The sequence below is a fragment of the Thiomonas sp. FB-Cd genome, from assembly GCF_000733775.1.
Classification (GTDB): domain Bacteria; phylum Pseudomonadota; class Gammaproteobacteria; order Burkholderiales; family Burkholderiaceae_C; genus Thiomonas_A.
Window position 1 is genome coordinate 1,401,914 of the sequence record NZ_JPOE01000005.1, and the last position, 25,960, is coordinate 1,427,873.

The 25,960-nt window shown below is 64.3% G+C and carries 20 protein-coding genes; 14 read left to right on the forward strand and 6 right to left on the reverse strand.

Translation table 11 applies throughout. The features are described from left to right. The first annotated feature begins 45 nt into the window (after window positions 1–45). From CD04_RS0120290 to CD04_RS0120330, 9 genes are all read left to right on the forward strand, one after another. Window positions 46–975, forward strand: coding sequence for a LysR family transcriptional regulator (locus CD04_RS0120290; RefSeq protein ID WP_197033176.1), 930 nt, complete (start codon window positions 46–48; stop codon window positions 973–975). A 235-nt stretch (window positions 976–1,210) separates the two neighbouring features. Beyond that, on the forward strand, window positions 1,211–2,854 hold the full coding sequence (locus CD04_RS0120295) for an OFA family MFS transporter (RefSeq protein WP_031410150.1): 1,644 nt from the start codon (window positions 1,211–1,213) through the stop codon (window positions 2,852–2,854). A gap of 179 nt (window positions 2,855–3,033) precedes the next feature. Then, window positions 3,034–4,806 (forward strand): NADH-ubiquinone oxidoreductase-F iron-sulfur binding region domain-containing protein, encoded by a 1,773-nt coding sequence (locus CD04_RS0120300; RefSeq protein WP_369792872.1) that lies wholly within the window; start codon window positions 3,034–3,036, stop codon window positions 4,804–4,806. 113 nt (window positions 4,807–4,919) lie between these two features. Continuing rightward, window positions 4,920–7,751 carry a molybdopterin-dependent oxidoreductase gene (locus CD04_RS0120305; RefSeq protein ID WP_031410154.1) on the forward strand — a complete coding sequence of 944 codons (2,832 nt, stop codon included), beginning with the start codon at window positions 4,920–4,922 and terminating at the stop codon, window positions 7,749–7,751. Further along, the gene (locus CD04_RS0120310; protein WP_231480709.1) at window positions 7,682–8,809 is read left to right on the forward strand and encodes a patatin-like phospholipase family protein; all 1,128 of its coding nucleotides are present in this window, start codon (window positions 7,682–7,684) and stop codon (window positions 8,807–8,809) included. The genes CD04_RS0120305 and CD04_RS0120310 overlap by 70 nt, the downstream gene beginning before the upstream one ends. A 293-nt stretch (window positions 8,810–9,102) precedes the next feature. Continuing rightward, entirely contained in the window at window positions 9,103–9,618 is a 516-nt protein-coding gene (locus CD04_RS25395; RefSeq protein ID WP_081858110.1) for a LysR family transcriptional regulator, read from the forward strand. Window positions 9,619–10,071: 453 nt separating this feature from the next. Beyond that, entirely contained in the window at window positions 10,072–11,004 is a 933-nt protein-coding gene (locus CD04_RS0120320) for an extracellular solute-binding protein (protein ID WP_031410161.1), read from the forward strand. Between the two features lie 59 nt (window positions 11,005–11,063). Then, window positions 11,064–11,894 carry an ABC transporter permease subunit gene (locus CD04_RS0120325; RefSeq protein ID WP_031410163.1) on the forward strand — a complete coding sequence of 277 codons (831 nt, stop codon included), beginning with the start codon at window positions 11,064–11,066 and terminating at the stop codon, window positions 11,892–11,894. 7 nt (window positions 11,895–11,901) lie between these two features. Continuing rightward, window positions 11,902–12,981 carry an ABC transporter ATP-binding protein gene (locus CD04_RS0120330; protein WP_051849475.1) on the forward strand — a complete coding sequence of 360 codons (1,080 nt, stop codon included), beginning with the start codon at window positions 11,902–11,904 and terminating at the stop codon, window positions 12,979–12,981. On the opposite strand, the gene bioF is transcribed toward CD04_RS0120330, so the two are convergent. From bioF to bioA, 4 genes are all read right to left on the reverse strand, one after another. Next, window positions 12,978–14,150, reverse strand: a complete 1,173-nt coding sequence (gene bioF / locus CD04_RS0120335; RefSeq protein ID WP_031410168.1) for an 8-amino-7-oxononanoate synthase — start codon at window positions 14,148–14,150, stop codon at window positions 12,978–12,980. The genes CD04_RS0120330 and bioF overlap by 4 nt on opposite strands. A 39-nt stretch (window positions 14,151–14,189) precedes the next feature. Then, complete coding sequence (locus CD04_RS0120340; RefSeq protein ID WP_031410170.1) at window positions 14,190–15,476, reverse strand: RNA-guided endonuclease TnpB family protein; 1,287 nt, start codon at window positions 15,474–15,476, stop codon at window positions 14,190–14,192. Window positions 15,477–15,696: 220 nt separating this feature from the next. Continuing rightward, complete coding sequence (gene bioD / locus CD04_RS0120345; RefSeq protein WP_031410173.1) at window positions 15,697–16,368, reverse strand: dethiobiotin synthase; 672 nt, start codon at window positions 16,366–16,368, stop codon at window positions 15,697–15,699. Beyond that, a complete protein-coding gene (gene bioA, locus CD04_RS0120350; RefSeq protein WP_051849538.1) occupies window positions 16,368–17,729 on the reverse strand; it encodes an adenosylmethionine--8-amino-7-oxononanoate transaminase in 1,362 nt (453 codons plus the stop codon). Before bioA ends, bioD begins: the two co-directional genes overlap by 1 nt. Before the next feature lie 407 nt (window positions 17,730–18,136). Between bioA and CD04_RS0120355 the strand changes: the two genes are divergently transcribed. Beyond that, window positions 18,137–19,387, forward strand: coding sequence for a M20 aminoacylase family protein (locus CD04_RS0120355; RefSeq protein WP_031410177.1), 1,251 nt, complete (start codon window positions 18,137–18,139; stop codon window positions 19,385–19,387). Between the two features lie 100 nt (window positions 19,388–19,487). Then, entirely contained in the window at window positions 19,488–19,733 is a 246-nt protein-coding gene (locus CD04_RS0120360) for a GlsB/YeaQ/YmgE family stress response membrane protein (RefSeq protein ID WP_031410180.1), read from the forward strand. A gap of 81 nt (window positions 19,734–19,814) precedes the next feature. Here the strand turns inward: CD04_RS0120360 and tyrS are convergent, their stop codons facing one another. Next, window positions 19,815–21,089, reverse strand: a complete 1,275-nt coding sequence (gene tyrS, locus CD04_RS0120365) for a tyrosine--tRNA ligase (RefSeq protein ID WP_031410182.1) — start codon at window positions 21,087–21,089, stop codon at window positions 19,815–19,817. A gap of 294 nt (window positions 21,090–21,383) precedes the next feature. Here tyrS and CD04_RS0120375 point away from each other — a divergent pair, with 294 nt between their 5' ends. Genes CD04_RS0120375 through CD04_RS0120385 form a run of 3 tightly spaced genes read left to right on the forward strand, consistent with a single transcriptional unit; the run spans window position 21,384 to window position 25,529 of the window. Beyond that, entirely contained in the window at window positions 21,384–22,844 is a 1,461-nt protein-coding gene (locus tag CD04_RS0120375) for a M23 family metallopeptidase (RefSeq protein ID WP_031410186.1), read from the forward strand. Window positions 22,845–22,847: 3 nt separating this feature from the next. Continuing rightward, window positions 22,848–24,335 (forward strand): M23 family metallopeptidase, encoded by a 1,488-nt coding sequence (locus CD04_RS0120380; protein ID WP_051849476.1) that lies wholly within the window; start codon window positions 22,848–22,850, stop codon window positions 24,333–24,335. A 27-nt stretch (window positions 24,336–24,362) separates the two neighbouring features. Continuing rightward, window positions 24,363–25,529, forward strand: coding sequence for an anhydro-N-acetylmuramic acid kinase (locus tag CD04_RS0120385; protein ID WP_051849477.1), 1,167 nt, complete (start codon window positions 24,363–24,365; stop codon window positions 25,527–25,529). Between the two features lie 17 nt (window positions 25,530–25,546). On the opposite strand, the gene erpA is transcribed toward CD04_RS0120385, so the two are convergent. Next, on the reverse strand, window positions 25,547–25,915 hold the full coding sequence (gene erpA / locus CD04_RS0120390; RefSeq protein WP_369792873.1) for an iron-sulfur cluster insertion protein ErpA: 369 nt from the start codon (window positions 25,913–25,915) through the stop codon (window positions 25,547–25,549). Between the last annotated feature and the right edge of the window lie 45 nt (window positions 25,916–25,960).

The following is a 25,960-nucleotide window of genomic DNA, read 5'->3' on the forward strand; positions in this document are numbered from 1 at the left end:
GCTTGGCTGGGGGCCCATGGGTGTCGCCAGCAGGCGCGGGTGACCATGACGCTGACGTTCCCGAGCAACGCTGCTTCCCGCCATTCCATGCTTGCACGCAAATACCGCTACCTCCTGGCCTTGGCGCAAAGCCGTCACTTTGGACGCGCTGCCGCAAGCTGCCATGTCTCGCCGTCGACGCTTTCGGCGGCCGTTCGCGATCTGGAGAGCGAGTTGGGGGTGGCCATTGTTGAGCGTGGGCGCACGTTCTCGGGCTTCACGGCTGAAGGCCTGTCGGTGGTGGACTATGCCCGTCGCATGAGCGCAGTGGAGGCGGATTTTCGGTTGCACCTCAGCAAGATGGGTGGTGGGCTGAGCGGGCGGCTCTCGCTTGGGGTGATTCCCACTGCGCTGACCGTTGTGGCGGGGCTCTCGGTGGCCCTCGCGCAGCGGCATCCGCAGCTCAGGCTGGAGATCCTCTCGCTCAATACCGGGGCGATCCTGCGTGGGGTGCAGGCCTTTGAGCTGGATGGGGGGATTGTCTACACCGAGTCCAGTAACGTGGAGGGTCTGGATTTCATGCCGCTTTGGCAGGAGCGGCACGTGCTGATTGCGGGTCAGCGCATCGCAGCCTCGCTGCGCGACACCATGAGCTGGAGTGAGGCTGGGCAGCTGCCGCTTTGTCTGCTGACGCCCGACATGCAAAACCGCAAGACCATCGACCGTGTCTTCGACGCGCTGGGAGCGCGTCCGCAGCCCAGCCTGGAGACGAACTCCATTGTCAGCATGCTGGCGCACGTTGGGAGTGGGCCTTGGTGCGCCATCCTTCCCGGCAGTGTGCTGGACGTCGTGGGCACCCCCAAAGGTGTGAAAGTCGTGCGCCTGGTCGAGCCAACGGTGACGTGGGAAACCGGGTTGATCACCGTGGCGCGCGAACCGCGCCCAGTCGGCGTCGAGGCGCTGCTGGCCGCAGCCCGCACCACTCGGGAACGCTGATGGCAATTAGCACCGCGCACTTCGGAACCGGTCGCCGCGCGCGTTTGCGAAGCGCCTGTTTGCCATTCTCGGCCCATTGCGCGCCGAATGTTCGGAAAAATTGCATAAGTCTTCGGAAAGAATCGTGACCGGAACAGGGATCTCCATATGGATTTTGTTCATCAAATTCCGGTATAAATGCTCAGGCCCCCCATGTCGGGGGTCTAGAAAACAATCGGACCCATGAGGAGACACGATGTCTGAATCCCTAGCAAGGCCTATGCCGGCGAGCGGGTTACTTGACCGCGAACGCACCGTTGCCGGTGCACGATTCAACCGCTGGCTGGTGCCGCCCGCGGCTCTTGCCATCCATTTGTGCATCGGCATGGCGTATGGCTTTTCCGTGTTTTGGCTTCCGATGACCAAACTGTTGTCAAACACGGACGAGGCGACGTGCAAGGCGCAAGGGCTGATGGCCGAGATGTTCAGCACGACCTGTAACTGGACCGTGCCTTCAGTCACGCACACCTTCGAGATGTTCATCGCCGTCCTCGGCATTGCTGCGGCACTGTGGGGTGGCTGGCTGGAGCACGCCGGTCCCCGCAAGGCCGGGTTCATCGCCGCATTGTGTTGGGGTGGTGGACTTGTCCTTGGTGGCATTGGCGTGTCCACGCACCAGCTCTGGTTGCTGTGGCTGGGCTGCGGGATCATTGGCGGGGTTGGGCAGGGACTGGGCTACATCAGCCCGGTGTCGACGCTGATCAAGTGGTTTCCGGACCGTCGGGGGATGGCCACGGGCTTTGCCATCATGGGCTACGGCGGGGGCGCAATGATCGGAGCGCCGATTGCTGTGGCACTGATGAAGCATTTTGGCGGCGGCGACAGCTCGCAAGGCGTGGCCACGACCCTGATCGTCATGGGTATTTTGTATTTCATCGTGATGTCGGCTGGTGCATTCGGCATTCGCATTCCCCCCAGCGGCTGGAAGCCGACGGGATGGGACGCGGCGTCGAGCGGCTCCAGAAAGGCGATGATTACCCCCCATCATGTGCATCTGGATGTGGCCTGGAAGACGCCCCAGTTCTGGTTGATCTGGGGTGTGCTGTGCCTGAACGTGACAGCCGGGATTGGCGTGATTTCCATGGCCAGTCCCATGCTGCAGGATGTGTTCGGTGGGCACCTGATTGGGCTGGATTCGCTCACGGCGCTGACCACGGCGCAAAAGGCGGCTGTTGCGGCGTCCGCGGCCGGGCTCGTGGGCTTGATCAGTCTGTTCAACAGTCTTGGGCGGCTGTTTTGGGCCAGCATTTCGGACCATATCGGCCGCAAGATGACGTACTCCGTGTTCTTTATCCTGGGCATGGCGCTGTACATCAGCCTTCCCACGCTGGGACATTTGGGCATGGCAGGTCTGTTCGTCATTGGCGTGTGCCTGATTCTGACGATGTACGGCGGAGGCTTCTCGACGGTGCCGGCTTATCTTGCTGACATTTTTGGCACCCAGATGGTCGGGGCGATTCACGGGCGGCTGCTGACCGCGTGGTCAGTGGCGGGCATCGTCGGACCCTTCCTGATTGCAGCCATTCGGCAGACGCAGATCAACGCCGGGGTGGCGCACAACCTCGTGTATGACCGAACCCTGTACATCCTGGCGGGTCTGCTCCTCGCGGGGCTTGTCCTCAACCTCCTGGTGCGCCCGGTCGACGCCAAGCACAACATGACGGCCGAACAACTCGCGCGTGAACGGGCTCTTCAGCACGAGGATCGCACCGCGGGTGATCCCGCGCATGCAGCGCGCGGCCCGTTCGGGCTCACCGGGGTTCTGGCCTGGGCTGCCATCGGCATCCCCTTCCTCATCGGTGTCTATATCGCCCTGCAGAAGGCCGCAGTCCTTTTTTGAAGTAAGGTTCGAGAGTCGGTCTCCCTTTCCCGGCTCCTCATTCCATGCATAACGAGGCCGGCATTGACGCCGGCCTCGTCACTTCACAAGACTCTCCCATGCCCACCCCAGCGCCCACAAACACTCCTCGAGCGGTCGAGTCGGAGCAAAGCGCCGCGCGCGCGCAGCCCGTGCGTTTCATGCGCGTGACTCCGCGCGGTGGTCTCGTCAGCCCCGAGGCTCGGCAAGCTGTCAAGGCGGCCAGCGGCGACTTGGCGTCACGTCCTGACTTGCTGATCGAGCACCTGCACCGCCTGGTGGACGCCGAGGGCGGGCTGCGCCCGTCGCGTCTTGCAGCCTTGGCCGAGACGTTGCGCCTGTCCACCAGCGAGGTGTATGAGGTGGCAAGTTTCTACCACCACTTGCGCCTGTTGCGCGAGGATGAGCCCGCGCCACGGGCGACCGTGCGCGTGTGTACCAATCTGAGTTGCGCACTCGCCGGCGCGGATGCCTTGCTCCACGCGCTGCAACACCGCTGCGGTGCCGATGTCGCAGTTGAAGGCGCGTCGTGCATGGGTCTGTGCACCCAGGCGCCAGGTGTGCTTGTGGGGCGCCACGCGCTCGGCAACGCCACGCCCGAGGCGGTGATTGCCGCACTGCCCCAGGCGTCTGCTCCGGCCAAGCCGCCTGCAGCTGCCGTGGACTACGCCGCGTATCGTGCCGGGGGCGGTTACCGCCTCCTCGAGGAGTGTCATGCCGCGGCGCGCGCGCCGGAAGCAATCATGGCACAACTTGAAGCCGCGGACTTGCGCGGGCTGGGCGGCGCCGGCTTTCCATCCGTGCGCAAATGGCGCACGCTGGCCCAGCAACCGGGCCCGCGTCTGATCGTACTCAATGCAGACGAAGGCGAAGTCGGCACCTGCAAGGACGGCCACATTCTGCGTACGGACCCCCACCGCGTGCTCGAAGGCATGCTTGTTGCGGCGTGGGCCGTGGCTGCCGGCAGGATTTGGATTTATCTGCGTGACGAATACGCAGCCGAGAGCGCCTTGCTGCACCGCGAACTGCAGGCCCTGCATGAAGCGGGGCTCGTGCGCTATGGCGGCGTGGACGTCGGTGGCCCTGAGGATGATGAACCGGGAGCGGACGCCGAGGTGCGTGCGCGACCGCCGCGGGTGGCGCTACGCCGCGGCGCGGGCGCCTATATCTGCGGCGAGGAGTCCGCGTTGATTGAGTCCCTTGAAGGCAAACGTGGCATGCCACGCCTGAAGCCGCCCATCGTGGCCATCAGCGGGTTGTTTGGCAGGCCGACGTTGGAGCATAACGTGGAGACCCTCTGGTGGGTTCGCGATATCGTGCAGGGTGGCGGTCAAGCGTGGGCCGCACTGGGCCGGCGCGGACGCAAAGGCGTGCGACGCTTCACCGTGTCTGGGCGCGTGGCCAGACCTGGCGTCTACCTGGTGCCAGCCGGCATCACCGCGCGCGAACTGATCGAGGAGCATGCCGGGGGAATGGCTCCGGGCTGGTCGCTCTATGGCGTATTGCCGGGCGGCGCATCAGGGGGCATCCTCAACGCGAATCAGGCGGATCTGCCCCTGGACTTCGGCACCCTTGACGCCGAAGGTTGCTTCATCGGCTCGATGGCGCTCATCGTTCTGGGACAGCGGGAGGGCCATGTTGACAAGGCACGCGAGGCAGCCACCAACTTGATGCAGTTTTTTGCCCACGAGAGCTGTGGCCAGTGCACCCCGTGCCGCGAAGGCACCCACCAGATGCTTGCGGCGATGGCTTCGCCAGCGTGGGATGCAACGCACATCGCCGGGCTGACCCGGATCATGCGCGATGCCTCGATATGCGGACTCGGTCAAGCCGCTCCCAATCCAACCGACAGCGTCTTGCGGCATTTTCCACAGGAGGTCGTCTTGGAAGGCACGCTTGCCGGCGGCGCGGACAAGAGTGAGCCGCGCGGATGACACCAATGGAAAGATGAGGACAGCAGGGCGTCGCATCGCGGTGCCGTGCTGCCTTTCGTGGACGGGCATCGTCATGCCGCGTTGCGCGACCCCTACTCGATGAGGACTGAACCATGGACATGACACCTCCCGCTGTTGCCTTCACACTGGACGGCAAGACCCTGCTGGCCCATGCGGGGGAGACGATCTGGGCAGCCGCGCAGCGCCACGGGGTGGAGATTCCCCATCTGTGTCATCATGACCCTTTGCGTCCGGCCGGCAACTGCCGCGCCTGCATGGTGGAGGTCAATGGCGAGCGCGTGCTTGCGGCGTCGTGCTGCCGCAGCGTTGAGCCCAACATGCAGGTGAGCGCGCGCAGTGAGCGGGCACTGGCTGCCCAGCGCGGCGTGCTGGAGTTGCTGGCTGCCCGCCAGCCCAAGCGGGTCGACCGCATTGATAATGAGTTGGACCATTGGTGCCAGCGCTTGGGCGCCGACCGCAGCCGCTTTGCGTCAGCTTTTGCCGGCGCGCGCGCCGAGGCCGCGCATTGGCCCGCGCCTCCGAGAGCAGACGACTCCCACCCGGCCATCAGTGTCAACCTCGATGCATGCATCCAGTGCACACGCTGTCTTCGCGCGTGTCGTGAGGAGCAGGGCAATGATGTCATTGGCTTGGCCGGCAGGGGTGCGTCGGCCCAAATCGTGTTCGATCAGGCCGCGGCGATGGGTGAAAGTACCTGCGTGGCATGCGGCGAGTGCGTGCAGGCTTGTCCCACTGGCGCACTCGCCCCAGCCAACGGATCCTGGGCCAGCCTCAGTACGCGGCAGGTGGATTCGGTCTGCCCGTACTGCGGCGTGGGGTGTGCGCTCACTTACCATGTCCAGCTTGACGCTCACGGCCACGAACACATCGCTCGAGTGGAAGGGCGCGACGGGCTCGCCAACCAGGGGCGCCTGTGCGTCAAAGGGCGCTTTGGCTTCGACTACGTGGCCAACCCGGCCCGGCTGACCACCCCGCTCATCCGCCGCGAGGGCGTCCCCAAGGACCCTGAGCAGGTGCGGCTGTCCGATTGGCGCGCCGTCTTCCGCGAGGCCACTTGGGACGAGGCGCTGGAACGCGCCGCCGGCGGGCTTCTGCGCCTGCGCGCGCAACACGGGGGCAAGGCCTTGGCCGGGTTCGGCAGTGCCAAGGGCAGTAACGAGGAGGCGTATCTTTTTCAGAAGTTGGTCCGCGCGGGTTTCGGTACCCACAATGTGGACCACTGCACCCGGTTGTGCCATGCATCCAGCGTCGCGGCGCTGCTTGAAGGCATTGGCTCGGGCGCGGTGAGCAACCCGGTCATGGACGTGCTGCACGCCGACGTGGTCCTGGTCATTGGCGCCAATCCAACCGTCAACCACCCGGTGGCCGCCACGTGGATGAAAAACGCCATGGCGCGCGGCACGCGCTTCATCCTGGCCGATCCACGGCGCACGGAATTGGCCCGCAAGGCGTGGATGACCCTGCAGTTCCGCGCCGACACGGACCTGGCCCTCCTTAACGCCATGCTGCACGTGGTGTTCGCAGAAGACCTGGTCGATGCGGCCAGCGTGCAGGAGCGTTGCCATGCCGAGGATGTTGAGGCCATCCGCAGGCACGTGGCTCCGCTCAGCCCCGAGGCCATGGAGCCCATATGCGGCGTCGCCGCAGCGGACATTCGCGCCGCTGCTCGGGCATTTGCCACCAGCAAGGGATCGATGATTCTCTGGGGCATGGGAATCTCCCAGCATGTGCACGGCACCGATAACGTGCGCGCACTCATTGCGCTGTGCCAGCTGACGGGACAGATCGGTCGTCCCGGGACGGGGTTGCACCCGCTGCGTGGACAAAACAATGTCCAGGGCGCCAGCGATGCTGGGCTGATTCCGATGATGTTCCCAGACTACGTGCGCACCCAGGACGCGGGAGTGCTCGATCGCGTGGAGCATTACTGGGCATTGCCGCAAGGAAGCCTGAGCCGTGAGCCTGGCCTGACTGTGGTCGAGATTGTCCACGCCGCGTTGGCCGGCACCATCCGCGGGATGTACATCGAGGGCGAAAACCCAGCAATGAGTGACCCTGACGTGCACCATGCCCGCCAAGCGCTGAGCGGCCTGGAGCATCTGGTGGTGCAGGATATCTTTCTCACGGAGACGGCAGCGTTGGCCGATGTGGTGCTGCCCGCATCCGCATGGCCCGAGAAAACCGGCACGGTGACGAACACGGACCGCTTGGTCCAGCTTGGCCGCAAGGCGCTTGCCCTTCCGGGACAGGCGCGTGCGGACCTCTGGATCATCCAGGAAATGGGCCGGCGCCTCGGGGTGACGCCCATCGCGGAGGTTGATATGCACGGTGGTGATGCGGGTGTGGGCGCCGTGTTCGAGGAAATGCGTGGCATGATGTCCTCCATCGCCGGTATCTCGTGGGCGCGCCTTCAGCGTGAAGGCGCCGTGACCTATCCTTGCACGGCAGAAGATGAGCCGGGGCAGCGTGTGGTGTTTGTCGACCGCTTTCCGACCGCCGACGGCCGTGCCAGGCTGCTGCCCGCGCCGCTTGCGTTTGCGGACGAGCGACCCGATAACGCCTACCCGTACGTGCTGATTACCGGGCGCGAGTTGGAGCACTGGCACACGGGAGCGATGACCCGCCACGCCAGCGTCCTCGACGCGCTGCAACCCGCGCCCACCGTCAGCGTCCATCCCATCCTGCTCGCCAAGTTGGGGTTGAGGGCAGGCGATGCGCTGCATGTTCAGTCACGCCGTGGCGCCATCGAGCTGGCCACCCGCGCGGACGATGCGATGCCGCAGGACGCCGTGTTCATCCCCTTCGCCTATGCCGAGGCGGCTGCAAATCTGCTCACCAACGCGGCACTGGATCCATGGGGCAAGATCGCCGAGGTGAAGTACTGTGCGGTGCGCCTGGGCAAGGCGGCAGCGCCAACCCCGTGATGGTGCCGGCCGCGCTCGGGGCTGGCCGATCAAGCGATGGCCCGCGCATCGGCTTGGCATTGGGCAGTGGCTCAGCCAGGGGCTTGGCCCATCTTGGCGTTATCAGGGCCATCGCCGATGCCGGGCTGCACATTGACTGCATCGCGGGTACCAGCATGGGGGCGCTCATTGGAGCGATTGCCTGCGCTGGAAAGCTCGACATGCTGGAGGCCACGTTCGCGCAGTTCGACCGGAAAAGGACCCTGTCGTTTTTCGACGTGGTGCTGCCGCGATCGGGTTTGATTGATGGCGCCAAGGTCAGTGAACTGGTGCGCGCGCATGTTCATGCCGACCTCATCGAGGCACTGCCCATAGCGTTCGCGGCGGTGGCGACCGATATCGCCAGCGGCGAGGAAGTGGTGATTCGCTCCGGCGACGTGATCGAGGCCGTGCGCGCCAGCATTTCCGTCCCGGGCATCTTCACCCCGCTGCGCACCGACGGGCGCATCCTGGTCGACGGCGGGCTGACCAACCCAGTACCGGTCAGCGTGGTGCGAACCATGGGAGCCGACGTGGTGGTTGCCGTCGACCTGAACGACCAGATCGTGGCAGGAAAGAACTTCAAACCCTTTCGACGCGAAGCGCCCGGGGGCCAAGGCATGGGCGACGCAGCGATGACGCGATTGGTTCGCAATTACCGGCAGACGATGGCCGATCTGAAGGCGCGGTTGCTCGCCCGCGATGCTCCGGCGGCGGCGCAGTTTTCGCGCTGGGCGCTCAAGGAGGACCCGTTGCCGAACATCTTTGACGTGTTGTTGGCGTCAATCAACGTGATGGAGACACGGATCACCAAAACGCGCCTGGCGCTTGATCCGCCGGATGTGCTTATCCAACCCCCGCTTGGACATATCCGGTTTCTCGAGTTTGGGCGCGCCGAAGAAATCATTGCCATTGGCTACCAGAGCGCGGCGGACGCGCTGTCGCAATGGCTTGCGCAGCAGGGCACCGCCCCCAACGATGACTCCCGTGCCCCTGCCCCTGCCCCTGCCCCTGCTGTGGGGGCGTCCCTGAGCCGGTGAGTGGAGGCACACTCCGGCACGTCTCGACGCGGTTGACCAAGCGCGCGGCAGGCCCGCATCGCCTGTGACGTGCGTGGTATGGCCATGCCGCCAGCAGCAGGAACGCGCCGAAGCGACGCAGGGGCAGCCCAGTGGCGCGCCAGAGCGCTACAGGAAGCGCCATCCCTGCGATGCAAGCGGCGGCCGCCAGCCAAGGGCGGGGATGTCAATGATCTGGGGGCGAAACCACGTTATGATTTGCCAAGCATATCGTGATAATGCTGGACATTGCATAACCAGGCAAAACGCGATCCATGAGCGTCTCCAACGACACCACTCCCCGTCCGAAAGTCCGCCTTGAAATCAAACAGGGCACGGCGATCGGGCCAGGCAAGGCCCGGTTGCTCGAGGCCATGGCGCGCACCGGCTCGATTTCAGCTGCTGCCCGGGAGCTCGACATGAGTTACCGGCGTGCCTGGCTGCTTGCCAGCAGCCTGAACCAGGCATTCAAGTCGCCCCTGATTGAAGCCAGCAAAGGGGGAAGCGGCGGTGGTGGAGCGCTGCTGACTCCGCTCGGATATGAAGTCCTTCGGCGCTACCGGCGCATGGAATACAGGGCCTTGCGCGCCATCGAGTCTGATATGCGAGCCTTCAATGCCCTGCTGCGTGAGGGCGATGATGACCCGTCCGCGCTCGATGTCGCCGCTGATGTGGCCGATGAGCCCGGCAGTGATGGCCTTGTGCGGGCTATGGACCAGCCGCTTCGCGCCGCAACCGTCAGCGCGAAGCGCGGCCGGCCGCGAAAGGGCGCTGCATTTCCCAAGGTTTGACCCGTTCGCGTAACGGCTCATTGCCGCGAGCGCGCCGTTGAGCGGATTGGCCTCCATCGGCTGCTCGATGCACGAATGGCGCGCGACGTCACCGGCGCGCCAAAGCTAGACCGTCTCCGGCGCGAGCAGCGCCACGACAGCTGCACGATGAGGGCACCCGGAGCGGGCTGCGCCTGCATTCCGGCAAGCGGCGATCGGATCCGGGCGCGCCGCGGCCAACCCTTTGGAGCATGAATGCCCTGTAATCGAAAGGTCCAAGCGGATATATCGATTTCGAGGCGAACGCATGCATGTGCGCAACCGTCAGCCACAACGTAATTGGCAAAGAGGGTCGAGCGATAGGCTAGAAGTTTCTTGCGTTATAGTTAATTAAATATAACCCTTGATCGGGCTGCATGTTCACTGGGGCTGGATGTGCATGCTCGCTGGCCTTCCCAGCCCATGGAGTATTCGATGCAACGTTTCACGAAGGGATCCCGCTTGCTGGCCGCTGTCGCCCTTGCAAGCGCCTGTGCGGTTCCCGCAGCGCAAGCGGCGAAGCCCGTGCTTGCGGTGGCTTATGCAGGTTCGATGGGTGCATTGATGGACAAGGGCTTGGGCCCAGCCATCGCAAGGCAGACGGGTGTGCAGTACCAGGGCGAGGGCGCTGGCGCCTTCGGGCTCGCACACTTGATTGCCGCCAAGCAGCTGAACCCTGACGTGTTCGTGTCGGTGACCCCAGGTCCGATCAGGGTGCTGCAAAAGGCGGGGCTGATTGGTACGGCGGTACCGGTGGCCAGCACGCAGATGGTCATCGCATACAGCCCCAAGAGCCGCTTTGCCAAGGATTTCATGGTCGCGTCGGCTGGCAAGGCAAATTGGTACGAGGTGCTGGAGAAACCGGGATTGAAATTTGGTCGGACCGATCCCACCGTGGACCCCCAAGGCCGAAACATCGTGTTGACCATGCTGCTGGCCGAGCACTACTACAAAAAGCCGGGATTGGCCGACAAGATTCTGGGTGGCGTGTTCAACACGAGACAGATCTTTACCGAGCCTTCGCTCTTGTCGCGCCTCGAATCGGGTCAACTTGACGCCACTTCGGGGTACCTCAGTGCCGTCATCTCGCATGGGTTGCCCTATGTCAGACTTCCGGCCCAAATCAATCTGAGTGATCCAGCCATGATCGACACCTGGTACAGCAAGGTGCACTTCAGTATTGCGCTGCCCAATGGCAGCAGCGATAACGTGTCTCCGCAACCGATGGTGTTCTATGCCGCCGTGCTGAAGAACGCCCCCAACCCCGAGGCGGGCGAGGCCTTCGTCAAGCTCATGACCAGTGCAGAGGGGCAGAGGATGTTTAAGGCATACGGGTATGGCGAACCCAAGGGTGGCAATCTTCAGTAAATCCATGGGGTGGGTGACAATGGCGCCGCTGCCCAGTTTTCGCTGCCCGACCTGCCCACATGTCCATCCTTCCCCTGGATTCCGCCGCCGCTGATTTCGGTGGCCATCACCCGAACGCGGGTGAGGCGCGGCGCGCCTGGGTGGTGGCTGCGCTCGGCCTGGCCGGGCTAGCCTTTCTTGCGGTTCCATTTTTCGGGTTGTTCATCAGCACACCCTGGAGCCAGTTGCAACTGCAGCATGGTGATCTCTCGTCCTTGAGGGCGTCGGTGATCTACACCCTCGTGGCCGTGACGCTTGTCGTGATCTTCGGCACGCCTGTGGCATGGTGGCTGGCGAGGTATGAGTTTCGGGGCAAATGGGCGCTGGAACTCCTCGTCCTGCTGCCGCTGCTGACGCCGCCGCTGGCCATGGGCCTTCTCCTGTCCATGAGTTACGGGCCCTACAGTTGGGCGGGGCAACCGCTCGCACAACTGGGGCTCACTCTCACCAACACGACGAATGCATTCGTGCTTGCGCAAATTTACGGCAGCGCACCGTACTTCATCGTGGCCGCGCGCTCGGCCTTCGAAGGCGTGCCGCGCGAACTCGAACAGATGTCGCTCACGCTGGGGCAGTCTCCCTGGCGCACGTTCTGGCGCATTACCGTGCCACTGGCCAAGCTCGGGCTCGGCGCCGGGGTGGCGCTGGCCTGGGTGCGGGCGCTCGGTGAGTTCGGCATCGTGCTGATCGTCGCGTACTACCCTCAGGGCATTCCAGTCAAGCTCTGGGTCAATCTGCAAGACACGGGGCTTTCGGCAGTTTATCCCCTGCTATGGCTTTTTTTCGTGATTGGCCTGCCTTTGCCGTTGTTGATGGGTGCGCTATCGCGGCGCAATTCCATGCGGCATTAAATGCTCCATGCGCGTTGATCTTTCCATCACACACCCCGTCGTACTTTCCGCGCAATTCGAGGTGCGTGGTTTCACCGTGTTGCTGGGGGCGAGCGGAGAGGGCAAGAGCACGCTGATCAAGGCGCTGGCCGGTCTGGTGCCGAGTACAGGCGAGCCCTTCAATGGGCTGCCCCCGCAGCGCCGGCCCGTCGGCTATCTGCCCCAGGGCTATGCGCTGTTTCCGCACCTGAAGGCATGGGAAAACGTTGCGTATGCGCTCGGTGGCACGCTCAAGGAGCATCGCCGCATTGCACTTGATCTTCTCGGCGCCCTGAATCTTGCGCATCATGCGGAGAAGCGCCCAGCGCAACTCAGCGGCGGACAGCAGCAACGCGTGGCCTTGGCCCGGGCGCTGGCGCGCAAGCCCCACATCCTGCTTCTCGATGAACCCACATCGGCGCTGGACGCGAGCACGCGAGACGAAGTCATGGCCGAACTCATCTCGCGCATGCACCAGCTCTCGGTTCCCGTGTTGGCCGCGACCCATGATGCAAGCCTGGCTGCGATGGCCGATTGGATGGCGTTGATGGCGGGGCGGCGGGTGGTGCAGCAGGGTGTTCCGCGGGAGGTGTTCGCACACCCAGCCAGCATTCAGGCGGCCGCACTCCTGGGTTTTCGCAACCGTTTCGTGGGCACCGTGTTGCGCCAGGAGGAGCACGGCGGCTACACCCTTTTGCGATGGGATGCAGCAGATGCCACGCTGCGCGTGCCGCTGCTTCCGCAGGCCGCCCCAGGCTGCCTCGTCGATTGGGTGGTGGCTGCGGATGACGTGCGCCTGCCGCCCCTCAAGCTTCAGGAACAGCGCGCAAGCGAAAACCCGGTGCACGGCCGCATCGAGCACCTGGTCGTGCAGGGTGCCAATACCACTGCGGCCTTGCGCTGCGGCGACGCGCTGTTATGGCTCACCGCGCCTTATCGTTTGGCCGACCATCATCACCTGGCTCTCGGGGACCCATTGAGCGTGGATTTGCGCACTTCGCATATCCGCGGTTGGCTGCGTGAGCCGGTCGCTTCAGGGTCGCACGCAGCGCAACGCCGTGCCCTCTAGCCTGGAGTCTGGGGCGCCAGTGAAGCCAGTGCCTCGATGAGCTGATCAACGTCGCCCAGCGTATGGGCCGCTGAAAGGCTCAGGCGCAGACGGGCCGTTCCCTCGGGCACGGTGGGCGGGCGGATCGCGGGCGCCCAAAACCCCTTTTGCCACAAGCCGGACATCGCTGCGAGCGCTGATGCGTTGTCGCCGATGATGATGGGCTGAATCGGCGTCTTGGAGGCGGTGAGTTGCCAGCCTGAAGGAAGCACCTTCGCGCAACCGGCGCGCAAGCGTCGATTCAGGTCCTGCAGCGTTTGCCGCCGCCACTCTTCTGCGGCGATCAACTTGAGACTGACGCGCAAGGTTTCAGCAATGAGGGCGGGCGCTGCAGTCGCAAAGATGTAGCTGCGTGCGCGCTGCATGATCCATTCCACCAAGTCATCTTCGCCGGCGACAAAGGCGCCAGCCACGCCTGCCGCCTTGCCGAGCGTTGCCATGACGATCAGCCGCGGGCTGCGCAGTCCGAACATCGCCGCCGTACCGCGACCTCCTTCGCCGAGCACGCCAAACCCGTGCGCGTCGTCGATGAGGAGTAGCGCATCAAACCGGTTGGCCAACTCAAGCAGCGCCGGGAGCGGTGCAATATCGCCGTCCATGCTGAACACGGCGTCAGTCGCAATGAGCTTGCGCCGCGCGGAGCTTGCTGCCAGCAGTCTGCCGAGCGCGTCGACATCCGCGTGCGGGTACACCTGCACGTCGGCGCGTGACAGCCGCGCACCGTCGATCAGGCAGGCATGGTTGAGGGTGTCTGAAAACACCGCGTCGCCGCGTCCGACGAGCGCCGGCACAATGCCCACATTTGCCGCGAAGCCGGCATAGAAATACAGCGCCCGCGGCAAACCCACAAAGGCGGCTAGTTCGGCCTCCAGCGCCTCATGAGCGCTGCTGTGGCCACACACGAGCGGGGACGCGGTCGCGCCCACGCCAAAGCGTGCGGCCGCTTCGCATGCTGCTTCAATCAAGGCCGGGTGTTGGGCGAGCCCCAGATAATCGTTGCTGCAAAACGCCAGCATCTCGCGACCGTCAACCGTCAGGCGCACGCCGTCGTAGCGCTGCACGACCCGGCGCCGTCGACGCAGGTGCGCGGCGTCGAGCGCATCGAGATCAGCTGTGAAGTCAGGTGTCATGAAACATCCGAAAGGGCAAGGTCATGAACTCTCCCGCCGCTAAACGCATGGCGTTGTAGCTGGGGTTTCGCGGGTCACAGACTTCGACTTGCCACGTTGCCATGGCAGAGGTTTGGGTCTCGCCGCCACGCCCGTCCCAGGCGTGTCCTGCGTGTTGAATGCGTCGATGATGACCACCGATGCGCTGTTGCGGTCGCGTGGCATGACATGCCCGCAGTGCGGGCAGACACGCATGCGGTCTGCGAGCGTCTTGGGCACAATCTCCCAGCACGCCGCGCAGCGTTGCGACGGTTTGATCTGGCGCGTATTGCTCAGATGCAGCCGCGTACCAGCTTCTTCCGCTTTGTACGCCAGCATCGGATGCGCCATGCCGAACGCGGCCGAGAGAATTTCCCGGTTGAGTCCGGCCTTTTGCCGCACGCGACGGCCCGGTGCATCCACCGTGCCCTTCGCGCTGCGGCTCATGGTCTTCGGGGCCAATTGCTCCGTGGCCAGGACGGCGCATTGCCGCACCATCCTGGTCGTTTCCTTGTGCACGAAGTGCCGGCGCAGGTTGGAAATCCGGTCGTGCAGCCGGGCGATGCGACGCCCGAGCCGTTTGAAGCGCAACGATCCGTTCTTCTTCCTGGCGCGCTGGCGTTGCAGCGCGGCAAGGCGCGGCAGTTCCTCGCGCAGCCAGCGCGGGTTCGCAATCGTCTGTCCGTCGTCGAACGTCGCCCAGTCGGTGATCCCGAAGTCCACGCCACGGCGTAGATCGGCGGTGCGCTGCCGCGCACAGGCCGACTCGGGCACGCGCAGCGTCACCGACACGAACCACCCACCACCTTTGCGCGTGAGGGTGATGTCGTTGGGTTTTGCCTGATCGCCGAAGCGGTGCCGGCCGCGCGCCCGAATGGACATCGCAGCCTCGCCACTGCCAATGCGCAGCGTGGCACCACGACCGCCGTGCTGCATGAGCTTCCAGCCAGCCGGGTCGGGATAGGCAAAGCCCGCGAACCGCTTGGCGGCCTTGAACCGCGGGAATCCGGGCGTTTGACCAGCTTTGACCCGGCGAAAGAACGACTGGAAGGCGAGATCCAGCCGCCGCAGCGTCTGCTGCAAGGCATGGCTGCCGAGTTCGTTGAGCTCAGGCCGATCGGCCTTGATCTGCGGCAGGACGTTCTGCTGCTCGTCGTAAGAGATGCACTTCCTGGCCTTGTGCCAGGCGTCGATGCGCTCCTCGTGCGCCGCGTTGTACAACTCGCAGTGCAGCCGCGTCCACGCCTCCAGCTGCGCAGCTTGCGCGGCATTGGGGTACAGCTTGAGCGTGACTTTGCGCCGTTGCATGCTGGTATTTTATCCAGCCTCGCAAGGAACAACAAGCGAAACCCGCCTGCTTGACCCCCTCCTGCCCGGACGGCTTCGCCTGAGCGACGCTGTGCGTCGGGCCGGGCGAGGAAGGGGAATGCGCGGGCATTTGTTCATGGATGAACTGGGCAAGCGGCCGGCATCGCCAGATGGCCCGGATGCGCACGCCTTGGCGCCGTGTTCAGGCGTCGAGCGTCGATCATGTCGGCAATTGGAGGAAAACTGCCGCCCGCACGCTGTCGGGCGGGGCCATGTGCGGAATCACGCCCAGGCAAGGCGCGCGCAGGCGGGCGCGCAGCGTGGCGATATTGTCCTCGGCGCGCAGCATGTCGGCGTCGATGCGATTGGCGATCCACCCCGCGAACGGAAGGCCGCGGGCAAAGATGGCCTCTTGGGTAAGCAGTGCGTGGCTCAAGCAGCCCAGCTTGATGCCGACCACCAGAATGACCGGCAGACGCAGTTCGCGCGCGAGATCGCCCCCGTCCTCGATGCTCGACAGCGGCACCAGAAATCCTCCAACCCCTTCGACCACCACCGCCTCGGCGCTTCGGCGCAAGTCGGCAACGCATTGGGCAATGTGCGCCAAATCGATGCGCACCCCTGCGGCCTGCGCAGCCAGATGTGGGGATGCCGGCTCGGCGAGGTGGTAAGGGTTGTCGAGCGCGCCTGGCACTTGCACTGTGCTTGCTGCGCGAAGGTGCGCCACATCGTCGTTGATACCTCCCGGTGGGTGCCCGGCAGCCACGGGCTTGGTGCCCACGACGCGCGGGAACTTGGCGCGCAACGCATGCAGCAGCGTGCACGCGGCGAGGGTCTTGCCGATTTCGGTATCCGTGCCGGTGACAAACCAGGCGGGGGCCAAGGTGTCCATCAAGGTAGGGGCGGGCTGGAGGCTTGCGGATGCGTCGCGGTCGTGAGGACGGTAGCGAGTGCGCCAAGCGCCGCATCGCGCAGGAGTGTGGCAGCATCGTCATCAATGACGTACGGCGGCATGAAATAGATGGTGTTGCCGATAGGCCGCAGTAGCGCGCCACGCTTCAAGGCGGCTGCGGCGAAGTGCCTTGCGAAATCTGCAGGCGCGCCGTCGACGTCCCAGGCCCAGATCATGCCTAGACGGCGGGCATGGATCAGGCGTGGATGCGCGGTCAGCGGGGCAAACACGGCATCGAGGATCGTCGCGCGTTCGCTGTTGGCAATCAACTGCGCATCATTCAGCAACGCCAGCGTGGCAAGCGCGGCACTGCACGCGAGCGGGTTCCCCGTGTAGGAGTGCGAATGCAGGAAGCCAAGCGCCACGTCATCATCGTAAAACGCGTGGTAGATGCTATCGGTGGTCAACACCACCGATAGCGGCAAATAGCCGCCCGTGAGCCCCTTGCTGAGGCAGACGAAATCGGGCCTCACCCCCGCCTGTTCGCAGGCGAGAAAGGTGCCGGTACGGCCCATGCCAACGGCGATTTCATCGGCAACCAGATGGACGTCAAAGTGCGTGCACAGCTCGCGGGCGCGCGTCAGGTATTGCGGGGCAATCATGACAAAGCCGGCGGCACATTGCACGAGCGGCTCCACAATGAGTGCGGCGGTCTCGTGCGCGTGGACCTCGAGGTGGGCTTCAAGCGCGCGCACGCAGTGTGCAACCCATTGCGATTGCTCCATGCCCGTTGGCCGCGCGCGCGCATCCGGTACAGGCACCGTGGCGGACACGCGCAGCAGCGGGCCGTAGTTCGCGCGAAACAATGGGATGTCGGTCACGGACAGTGCCCCGACAGTCTCGCCGTGGTAGCCGCCGGCCAGGCCGATAAAGCGATTTTTTTCGGGGCGGCCAACGTTGCGCCAATAGTGCGCGCTCAGTTTGAGCGCGATCTCGGTGGCTGATGAGCCATCGCTGCCATAGTGCGCGTGTGACAGACCTGTGCGAGCGGCCAACGCTTCGGAGAGTTGGACCACAGGCGCATGGGTGAGACCCGCGAGCATCACGTGTTCAACCCGATCCATCTGCGCGCGAATGGCCGCCTTGATCGAGGGCTGGTTGTGGCCAAACAGATTCACCCACCAGGAGCTGATCGCGTCGACGACGCGCCGACCCTTTGCGTCAGTGAGCCACACGCCTTCGCCGCTGACGATTTCCAGCGGGGGCGCCTGTTCATGACGCTTCATCTGCGTGCAAGGGTGCCATACCGCGCGCAAGCTGCGCGCGGGAATGTCCAAAGCGGCGGGCAAGGGTTTATCCATGAGCTGCATGAAGCAAAGTGGTGATGATAGGAACACTGCAAGGTCTTGTCCGGGAAGACACCACGGGCGGGCGATCGGGAATGGTGCCCCGGCGCAATGCTGCCGGGCGCAACGGCACGCTCGGCAGCTGGTGCAGAGGGTCATGGACCGCCGCGTTGCGCGCCGGGCGCTGCGCGCGGCTCCATGCTTAGATTTGCCAAGGGGATCCGGGCGCGACCGCGCCGAGACAGCATCCATCATCGTGCCCGGCACCAAGCCCGGAGCAAGGCGTGGGAGTCCGCACGCCCTGTTGTTGAGCTCGGTTTGCCTGCTCCGGTGGCGAGGGCATCGGAAAAGTCGTTTGCAGCCCTGGGTGTGCAGTGCTTCAATGGGGGCGCCGGCGCCATGCCGGCATTTTTGCCCAAACCATGTGGAAGCTCACCGGTCCCATCCAGCACATCAGCAACTATCACGCCGAACTGACCCGCATTCGCCGTGATTTGCATGCGCATCCCGAACTCGGGTTTGAGGAGGCGCGCACGGCCAGTCTTGTCGCCGCAGAGCTGTCCAGCTATGGCGTGGACGAGGTCCACGCCGGCATTGGCCGCACGGGCGTGGTGGGGGTCGTGCGTGGAAGGCTCAATGTCGAGACCAGCCTCGACGGGCCATTGAATGGGGCGGCGGATTCCTGCGTGCGCGCGGTGGCGCTGCGCGCCGACATGGATGCGCTGCCCATCAAGGAGGACAGCGATTTCCCCTGGCGTTCGGCTCGCAGCGGTGTGATGCACGCCTGCGGCCACGATGGTCACACCACCATGTTGCTTGGTGCCGCACGCTATCTGGCGGCCACACGGAATTTTGCCGGCAGCGTGTATTGCATCTTCCAGCCTGGTGAAGAGGGGCTGGGTGGCGCCAAGGCCATGATGGACGACGGTTTGTTCGAGCGCTTCCCGGCAGACTGGATCTTCGGCATGCATAACTGGCCGCAGTTGCCTTCTGGAAAGATCGGCCTCGCGCCGGGCGCAATGATGGCGGCGGCGGACCGCATCACCATCAAGGTCACGGGCGATGGTGGCCACGGCGCCCATCCGGACATGACCATCGACCCCGTTCTTGTGTCAGCGCACATCATCACGGCGGTGCAGAGCATCGTCGCGCGCAATGTCAACCCGCTGGACGATGCTGTCGTCAGTATTTGCGCACTGCAGGGCGGCGATCTGTCGGCCATGAGTGTGATTCCGCGCCAGGTCACCCTGGTGGGAACGGTGCGCAGTTTCCGCACGGAGGTCCAGGCTTTGATCGAAAAACGCCTGGGTCGCATCGTGCAATCCGTGGCGCAGGCCTTTGGGGCCAGTGCGGAGATGCAGTACGAGCGCATATACCCCGCCACGATCAATACCCCGCAGGCGGCACATTATGCCGCCGAGGTTGCCGCGGAGATTGTGGGTGACGCCTCCGTGGTGCGTGATCTGCCGCCCAGCATGGGGGCCGAAGACTTCGCGTTCATGTTGCAGGCCACGCCGGGCGCGTACCTGCGCCTGGGGCAGGGATCCGAGGGTGGGGGCTTTCTTCACACGCCGCGATTCGACTTCAACGACGCCGTCCTGCCCTTGGGGGCGGCGCTTTACGCGCGCCTGGCGGAAAGGGTGCTGAGCCAGCCGGTCGGCGCGATGCTCTGAGCGGGTTTGCCTTGCGCCATCGCGCAATTGGGTCTAGGCTTGGCCAGCTGGGCTGGCGCGTTGCGTCAGGGGTGATGTACACGTCATTGAAAGGAATTTCATGCACCTGCTTGCGTTTCTCATCATCGGCGCCGTTGCCGGCTGGCTTGCCGGGCTCATCACCAAGGGTGGTGGATTCGGATTGCTCGGCGATATCGTTGTTGGTGTGGTCGGAGCCTTCCTCGGCGGATTTTTGTTCCGCATGCTGGGGCTTTTCCCGGGCGGGGGCCTCATCCCCAGCCTGATCGTGGCGACCATTGGTGCTATCGTGCTGTTGTTCTTGATCCGGCTGATCAAGCGGGCGTGACGATTTGTGCGCGTGGTCGACGCAGATCGTCGGGCCATGCCAAAATTCGGCAGGCCACGATGTCGCAGCACCAAGAGATCTTCAGCCGAGAAACACCCGGGCGAACTTGCGCTTGCCAACCTGAAGCACCACGGTTCCGGCGGCAAGCTTCAATGTGCGGTCTTCCACCAGCGTGCCGTCCACCCGCACGCCACGCTGGGCAATCATGCGCAGCGCTTCGGCGGTGGAGGGCACCAACCCCGCCTGTTTGAGGGCAGCGGGAAGGGGCAACCCGCCTTCGGGCAGGGCCAGCCGTAGGTCGGGGATATCGTCCGGCACGCCACCGCGGGCACGCAGTTCGAAATCCGCCTGCGCTGCGTTGGCGGCTTGTGCTGAGTGAAAGCGAGTGACGATCTCGTGTGCAAGCAAGACCTTCGCGTCCTTGGGGTTGCGCCCGGCGTCGACTTCCGCTTTTAGTGCGGCAATTTCGTCTAACGGGCGGAATGACAGCAGTTCGTAGTACCGCCACATCAGCGTGTCACTGATCGACAGCAGCTTGGCGTACATGCTGGCAGGCGCCTCTTGGATGCCGATGTAGTTGCCCTTGGTCTTGGACATTTTCTCGACCCCGTCCAGTCCCTCAAGGAGCGGCATGGTCAGGATGCACTGCGGTTCCTGCCCATACTCCTTCTGCAGCTCGCGCCCGACGAGAAGGTTGAATTTCTGGTCGGTTCCGCCGAGTTCCAGGTCGCTATGCAGTGCAACCGAGTCGTAGCCCTGCATCAGCGGATAAAGAAGTTCGTGCATCGCGATCGGCACGCCGGCCTTGAAGCGCTGGGTGAAATCATCACGCTCGAGGAGCCGCGCCAGGGTGTACTTCGCCGCAAGGCGAATCATGCCGTCGGCTCCCAGCAGCTCGCTCCATTCGGAGTTGTAACGAATTTCCGTTCGCTCAGGGTCGAGCACCAGGCTGGCCTGCGCGTAATAGGTCTGTGCATTGGCCTTGATCTGCTCGATCGTCAGCGGCGGGCGGGTTGTGTTGCGCCCGGAGGGATCGCCGATGCGTGAGGTGAAGTCGCCAATGAGGAAAATCACCGTGTGGCCCAGATCTTGCAACTGTCGAAGCTTGTTGAGCACGACTGTATGACCGAGGTGGATGTCTGGAGCCGTTGGATCCAGCCCAAGCTTGATGCGCAGCGGCTTGCCCGTGGTGGCGCTGCGTGCAAGCTTGGCCTCCCACTCGGATTGCACCAGAAGCTCTGAGCATCCGCGCTTGGTGATGGCCAGGGCTTGCTGCACCGTCTTGGCGAGTGGCCCTGTGGACTGCGCAGCACTTGCAAGCGGAGCGTCAGGATTGTGAAAAGAGGAATCAGTCATGGCTTTTGGGGAATTTTTGCAGGAAACGGCTGTTAAACTTGGCCCCGCCCTGCATCCTGAATCGGGTCGCGGATTGCGCATCGCCAAGTTTTTCCATGCGCGTTTGCACCTCAGTCATGCAGTGTATTGGAGGCGTTCGCACGCGCCGTCGTCCACGCTCGATCGCGGAGACAGTGCGTTGGCCCAGACGTCGCGCTTGCGCGGCAGGCTGCTTCAGGAATGCTCTCCACCCCTTCCGCCCTGGCCGGCTCCTGCCGGCTGGTTGTTCCGCCACTCGACGAACAAGGAGTGTGCATGACTTTTTTTGCCCAAAACCCCAACCGGCTTCGCGGCCGCATCGCTGCGCTGCGCGAAGCGGTCGAGCGCCACCCGGGCCGCGTTGCGGCTGCCGTTGGCTCGACCTTGCTGCTGTCCAGCGCGACGGCTTTCGGCCTTGCCGAATATGGTCTACAGCCCCAGCTTCCCTCAGCCACGACGCTGAGCATTCCCGTGGCCATCGACGTCGCGCCACAAGTGCAGGCGCTGGATGACCAACCGCAGCAGGTCTATACGACGGCCCATGTACGCGCGTCCGACACGGTGGAGTCGTTGCTGCGCCGTTTGCAGGTGACCGATCCGGCGCAATTGAAGGATCTCGTCGCCAATGCCGATCTGCGCGTCCTGCTCGACGCGTCAGGCGGGGTGGTGACGGCGAAGGTCAATTCGGTGGGCCAACTGGTGCAGCTTCAGGCGAGATTGCCGCAAACAGCGCCGACTCGACCCGAGAAGGACTTGCAACGCGGTGGAGTGGATCACGCCCAGGTGCCGGGCCGTCAGACCTGGCGTCTGCTCACCCTCACCAGCCAGTCTGGCGGTGGCTTTGCCAGCACGGTGACGCAGGAGAGCGCGCAGGCACAGTTGCGCATGGCAACGGGCGTGGTGCAATCAACGCTGTTCGCGGCGGCCGACGAGGCGCATATGCCCGATGCCGTAGCCACGCAATTGGTCAACCTTTTTGCTGGAGAGGTGGATTTCCGCCGCAGCTTGCGTCCAGGCGACCGCTTCACTGTCGTGTGGCGGCAATATGAGGCTGGCGGCCAGACCCTGCGTGTGGGACGCATCGTCTCGGCCCAGATCACCAGCCGTGGCGTCACGCACGCTGCCGTATGGTTTGATCCGCAGGGCGACAAGAAGGCCGCGGGATACTACAAGCCCGATGGCAGCAGCCTGACGCGCGCGTTTCTGCTCTCGCCCTTGCCCTATGACCGGTTGACCTCAGGCTACGGCTGGCGCATCAGCCCCATCTTCCACAAACCCGAATTTCACAAAGGCATCGACCTGGCGATCCCCGTGGGCACGCCCGTGCGCACGATTGCGGACGGACGCGTGGTCTATGCGGGCTGGGGCACAGGGTACGGAAAGTACGTCAAGGTGGTGCATCCCGACGGCTTCGCCACGATCTACTCGCATTTGAGCCAGTTCGACGTGCACGTCGGTGAGCACGTCAAGCAGGGCGAGGTTGTGGCACGATCCGGCAACACGGGGTGGTCGACCGGGCCGCACTTGTATTTCCAGTTTTTCGTTGACGGTAGACCAGTGAACCCATTGACGATTTCGCACTATTCGCCGAAGGGAAGTGCTGTTCCAGCCGATTTGCGCAGCGCCTTTTTCGCGCAGACATCCGATCCTGCGAAGATGTTGGCCCTCGTTCCGGGGCCCGAAGTCGCCAGTGGTGTCAACCAGGCGCATGCCCAAGGCGCCCTGCGCAACGGCTGACGCATGGCACCCACCAAGCGCTCAAGCGGGTATCGCACAGCCCTGCGAGCAGCGCACGATGGAGCGACTTCCGCGGCGTGTCTTTTGCGCGCCGTGTTTCGTGGACATCCGGGGCGCGCGGCATTCGCAGCCGGCGTGGTGCTGATGGGGGCAGGCGTTACTGCCTATGCCATTGCGCCTGATTCGCATGACCCGGCACTCCGGCCCGCAACGCTCCTCACCATCCCGCTGCAGACGGACGCCGCGGCGCAAGCCGAGTCCCTGGATGAACAGCCAGTGGTGTTGCATGACAGCACCCAGATCGGTCGAGACGACACGGTGCAGACCCTGCTGGGGCGCTTGGGCGTGACCGACCCGACAACGCTGCATACCCTCAGCAGGGACGCCCAGATGCGCGCCCTTGTCGCGGGGGGCAACATCGGTTCGGAAGTGGTGGCCGAAGTTGACAGCACCGGGCAGCTGCGCAAGCTTGAAGCCACCTTGGTGCCCCGCGCTGGAGGATCCCCTGCTCCCTCCGCCGGTCATGGGGCGCAAGGCGAGGTGCTGCGTGTTGCCGATCTCGCGCCGCAGGGCAAGCGGCTCACGCTCGCCCCATCTGCGGCAGGCTGGACCGCGCGCCTCGTGCCGCTTGACCTGCACACGCAGACGGCCATTGCCGCGGGGGAGATCGGGAGCAGCGTCGCCGAGACGGCGCAAAGGGCGGGCCTCGCGCCGGATGTGATGGTCCAGCTTCGCCAGATCTTCGCCGACCGGCTCAATGTCCATCACGATCTGTCTGCCGGCGAGCACTTTGCCATGGTCTATGAGGTGTTCATGGCGAATGGCCGCACGGTGGGCACGGGGCGTGTGCTTGCTGCCGAGCTCACCAGTCATGGCAAGCGGTTGCAGGCGCTGTGGTTCGCTCCGCGCGATAACCCAGGGCAAGGCGCCTACTACACCCCGCAAGGCCATGCTCTGCAGCGCGGTTGGCTCACCTCACCGCTGGCAGTCAGCAAGGTCACGTCGCCTTTCGGCATGCGCTTTGACCCCATAGCCCGGCGCGCGCAGTTACACGAGGGCGTGGACTTCCATGCGACCGTGGGCACGCCGGTGCGCACCGTCGCAAGCGGCCGCGTCGTCAAGGCTGGCAAGGAATCCGGCTACGGCAATGTCGTGAAAATTGATCATCCTGGCGGTTTCGAGACGGTGTACGCGCACCTGAGTCGAATTGACGTGCACGCGGGCCAACACGTCACAGGCGGTCAGGTCATCGCCAAGTCGGGCGATTCGGGCTGGTCGACGGCTCCGCACCTGCACTTTGAACTCCATGTCAGGGGCCGACTGGTGGATCCGCTGAAGATTGCCGCCTATATGCCGCCAAGCCCGTCCCTGCCCTCTGGCGAGCGAGCGGGGTTTTTCGCCGCGACCGCCGTCTTCAGCACCCAATTGGCTGCAGCAATGGGAGGCGCATCGCGCCTGGCCAGCGCGGCCCCAGCGGTTGAACTCGACTAAAGGGGCCGAAGGAGCCTTCGCCCGCGCATGACCACATTGCGCCACGCTCCGCCCAGGGCGGCTGATTTGTACATCGGCCTGATGTCCGGGACCTCGCTCGACGGGGTGGACGGCGTTTTGCTTGAACTTGCACGAAGCCCGGAAGCGGCTCAGGAGTCGCGGCACTCCTCGGCGAGCCACTTGCGCGTGCGTTCGCACGCCCACCAGGTTTTCCCTGGCCAATTGCGCACCGATCTGTTGGTGCTGACCCAGTCGTGCCCCGATGAGATTCATCAAGCGCAACGCGCTGCCATCGAGCTTGTGGATGTCTATGCGCAGGTGGTCACCAAATTGCTGAGTCAGGAAGCGCTCGCGCCGAGCGCTGTGCGTGCGATTGGCGCACACGGGCAGACGGTGCGGCACCGACCGGACCGTGGCTACAGCGTCCAGATCAATGCCCCTGCGCTACTGGCCGAGCGCACCGGAATCGCTGTGGTTGCCGACTTTCGCAGCCGCGATATTGCTGCTGGTGGACAAGGTGCACCATTGGTGCCGGCCTTTCACCACGCTGCGTTTTGGCACGCCGGCGAGGCATTGGCCGTGCTGAACCTTGGTGGCATCGCGAACCTGACATTGATTGACCAGGCCGGCAGCACGATCGGCTTCGACTGTGGTCCGGCCAATACCCTGCTTGACGGGTGGGTCCAGAAACATCTGGGCAGCGAATTCGATGCAGGTGGAAGCTGGGCGGCCGGTGGGGGCGTCTCTGCTGCCCTGCTGCATGACCTGCTTGCCGAGCCGTATTTCGCCGCTTTGCCGCCCAAGAGCACGGGACAGGAACGCTTTAACCTGGCGTGGTTGCAGCGCGCACTTGCTTCGCATGCCGCACTGCAACCGCAGGACGTGCAGGCCACCTTGGCGGAACTCACGGCCACGACCGTGGCGCAGGATTTGCGGCGTCACCTGCCGCAGGCGCGGACCCTGCTCGTATGCGGTGGCGGAGCGGAAAACGCCGATTTGGTGCAACGCTTGCGCCGACTCGTGCCGGGCGTGGACGTGATGAGTTCCGCCGCACGCGGCATGCCGCCTCAGCAGGTCGAGGCGGCAGCTTTCGCGTGGCTCGCGGCTCAGACGCTCGCCGGTCTGCCGGGTAATATCCCTGCGGTCACTGGTGCTGCGGGCCCGCGTGTGCTTGGTGCCGTTTACGCGGTTTGACTACACAGCGGTGAAGCTCAGACGGAAAAGGACGAGCCGCAACCGCAGGTCGTGGTGGCATTCGGGTTCTTGATCACGAACTGCGCGCCTTCCAGCCCTTCCTTGTAGTCGATCTCCGCGCCGGTGAGATATTGCAGGCTCATGGCGTCGATCAGCAGGGTGACGCCATTCTTCACCATCTGCATGTCGTCTTCATTGACCGCTTCATCGAACGTGAAGCCGTACTGGAAACCCGAACAGCCGCCACCCTGCACGAACACGCGCAACTTGAGATCGGCATTGCCTTCCTCGTCAATCAGTTCCTTGACCTTGGCCGCAGCGCTGTCCGTGAACAGCAGCGGGCCAGGCATTTCCGTGGTCGTGGCAAGGGCGTTCGTGTCTTGCATGAGTGCGCTCATGGCAACCTCCTAATGAATGCGCTAATTCTAGGC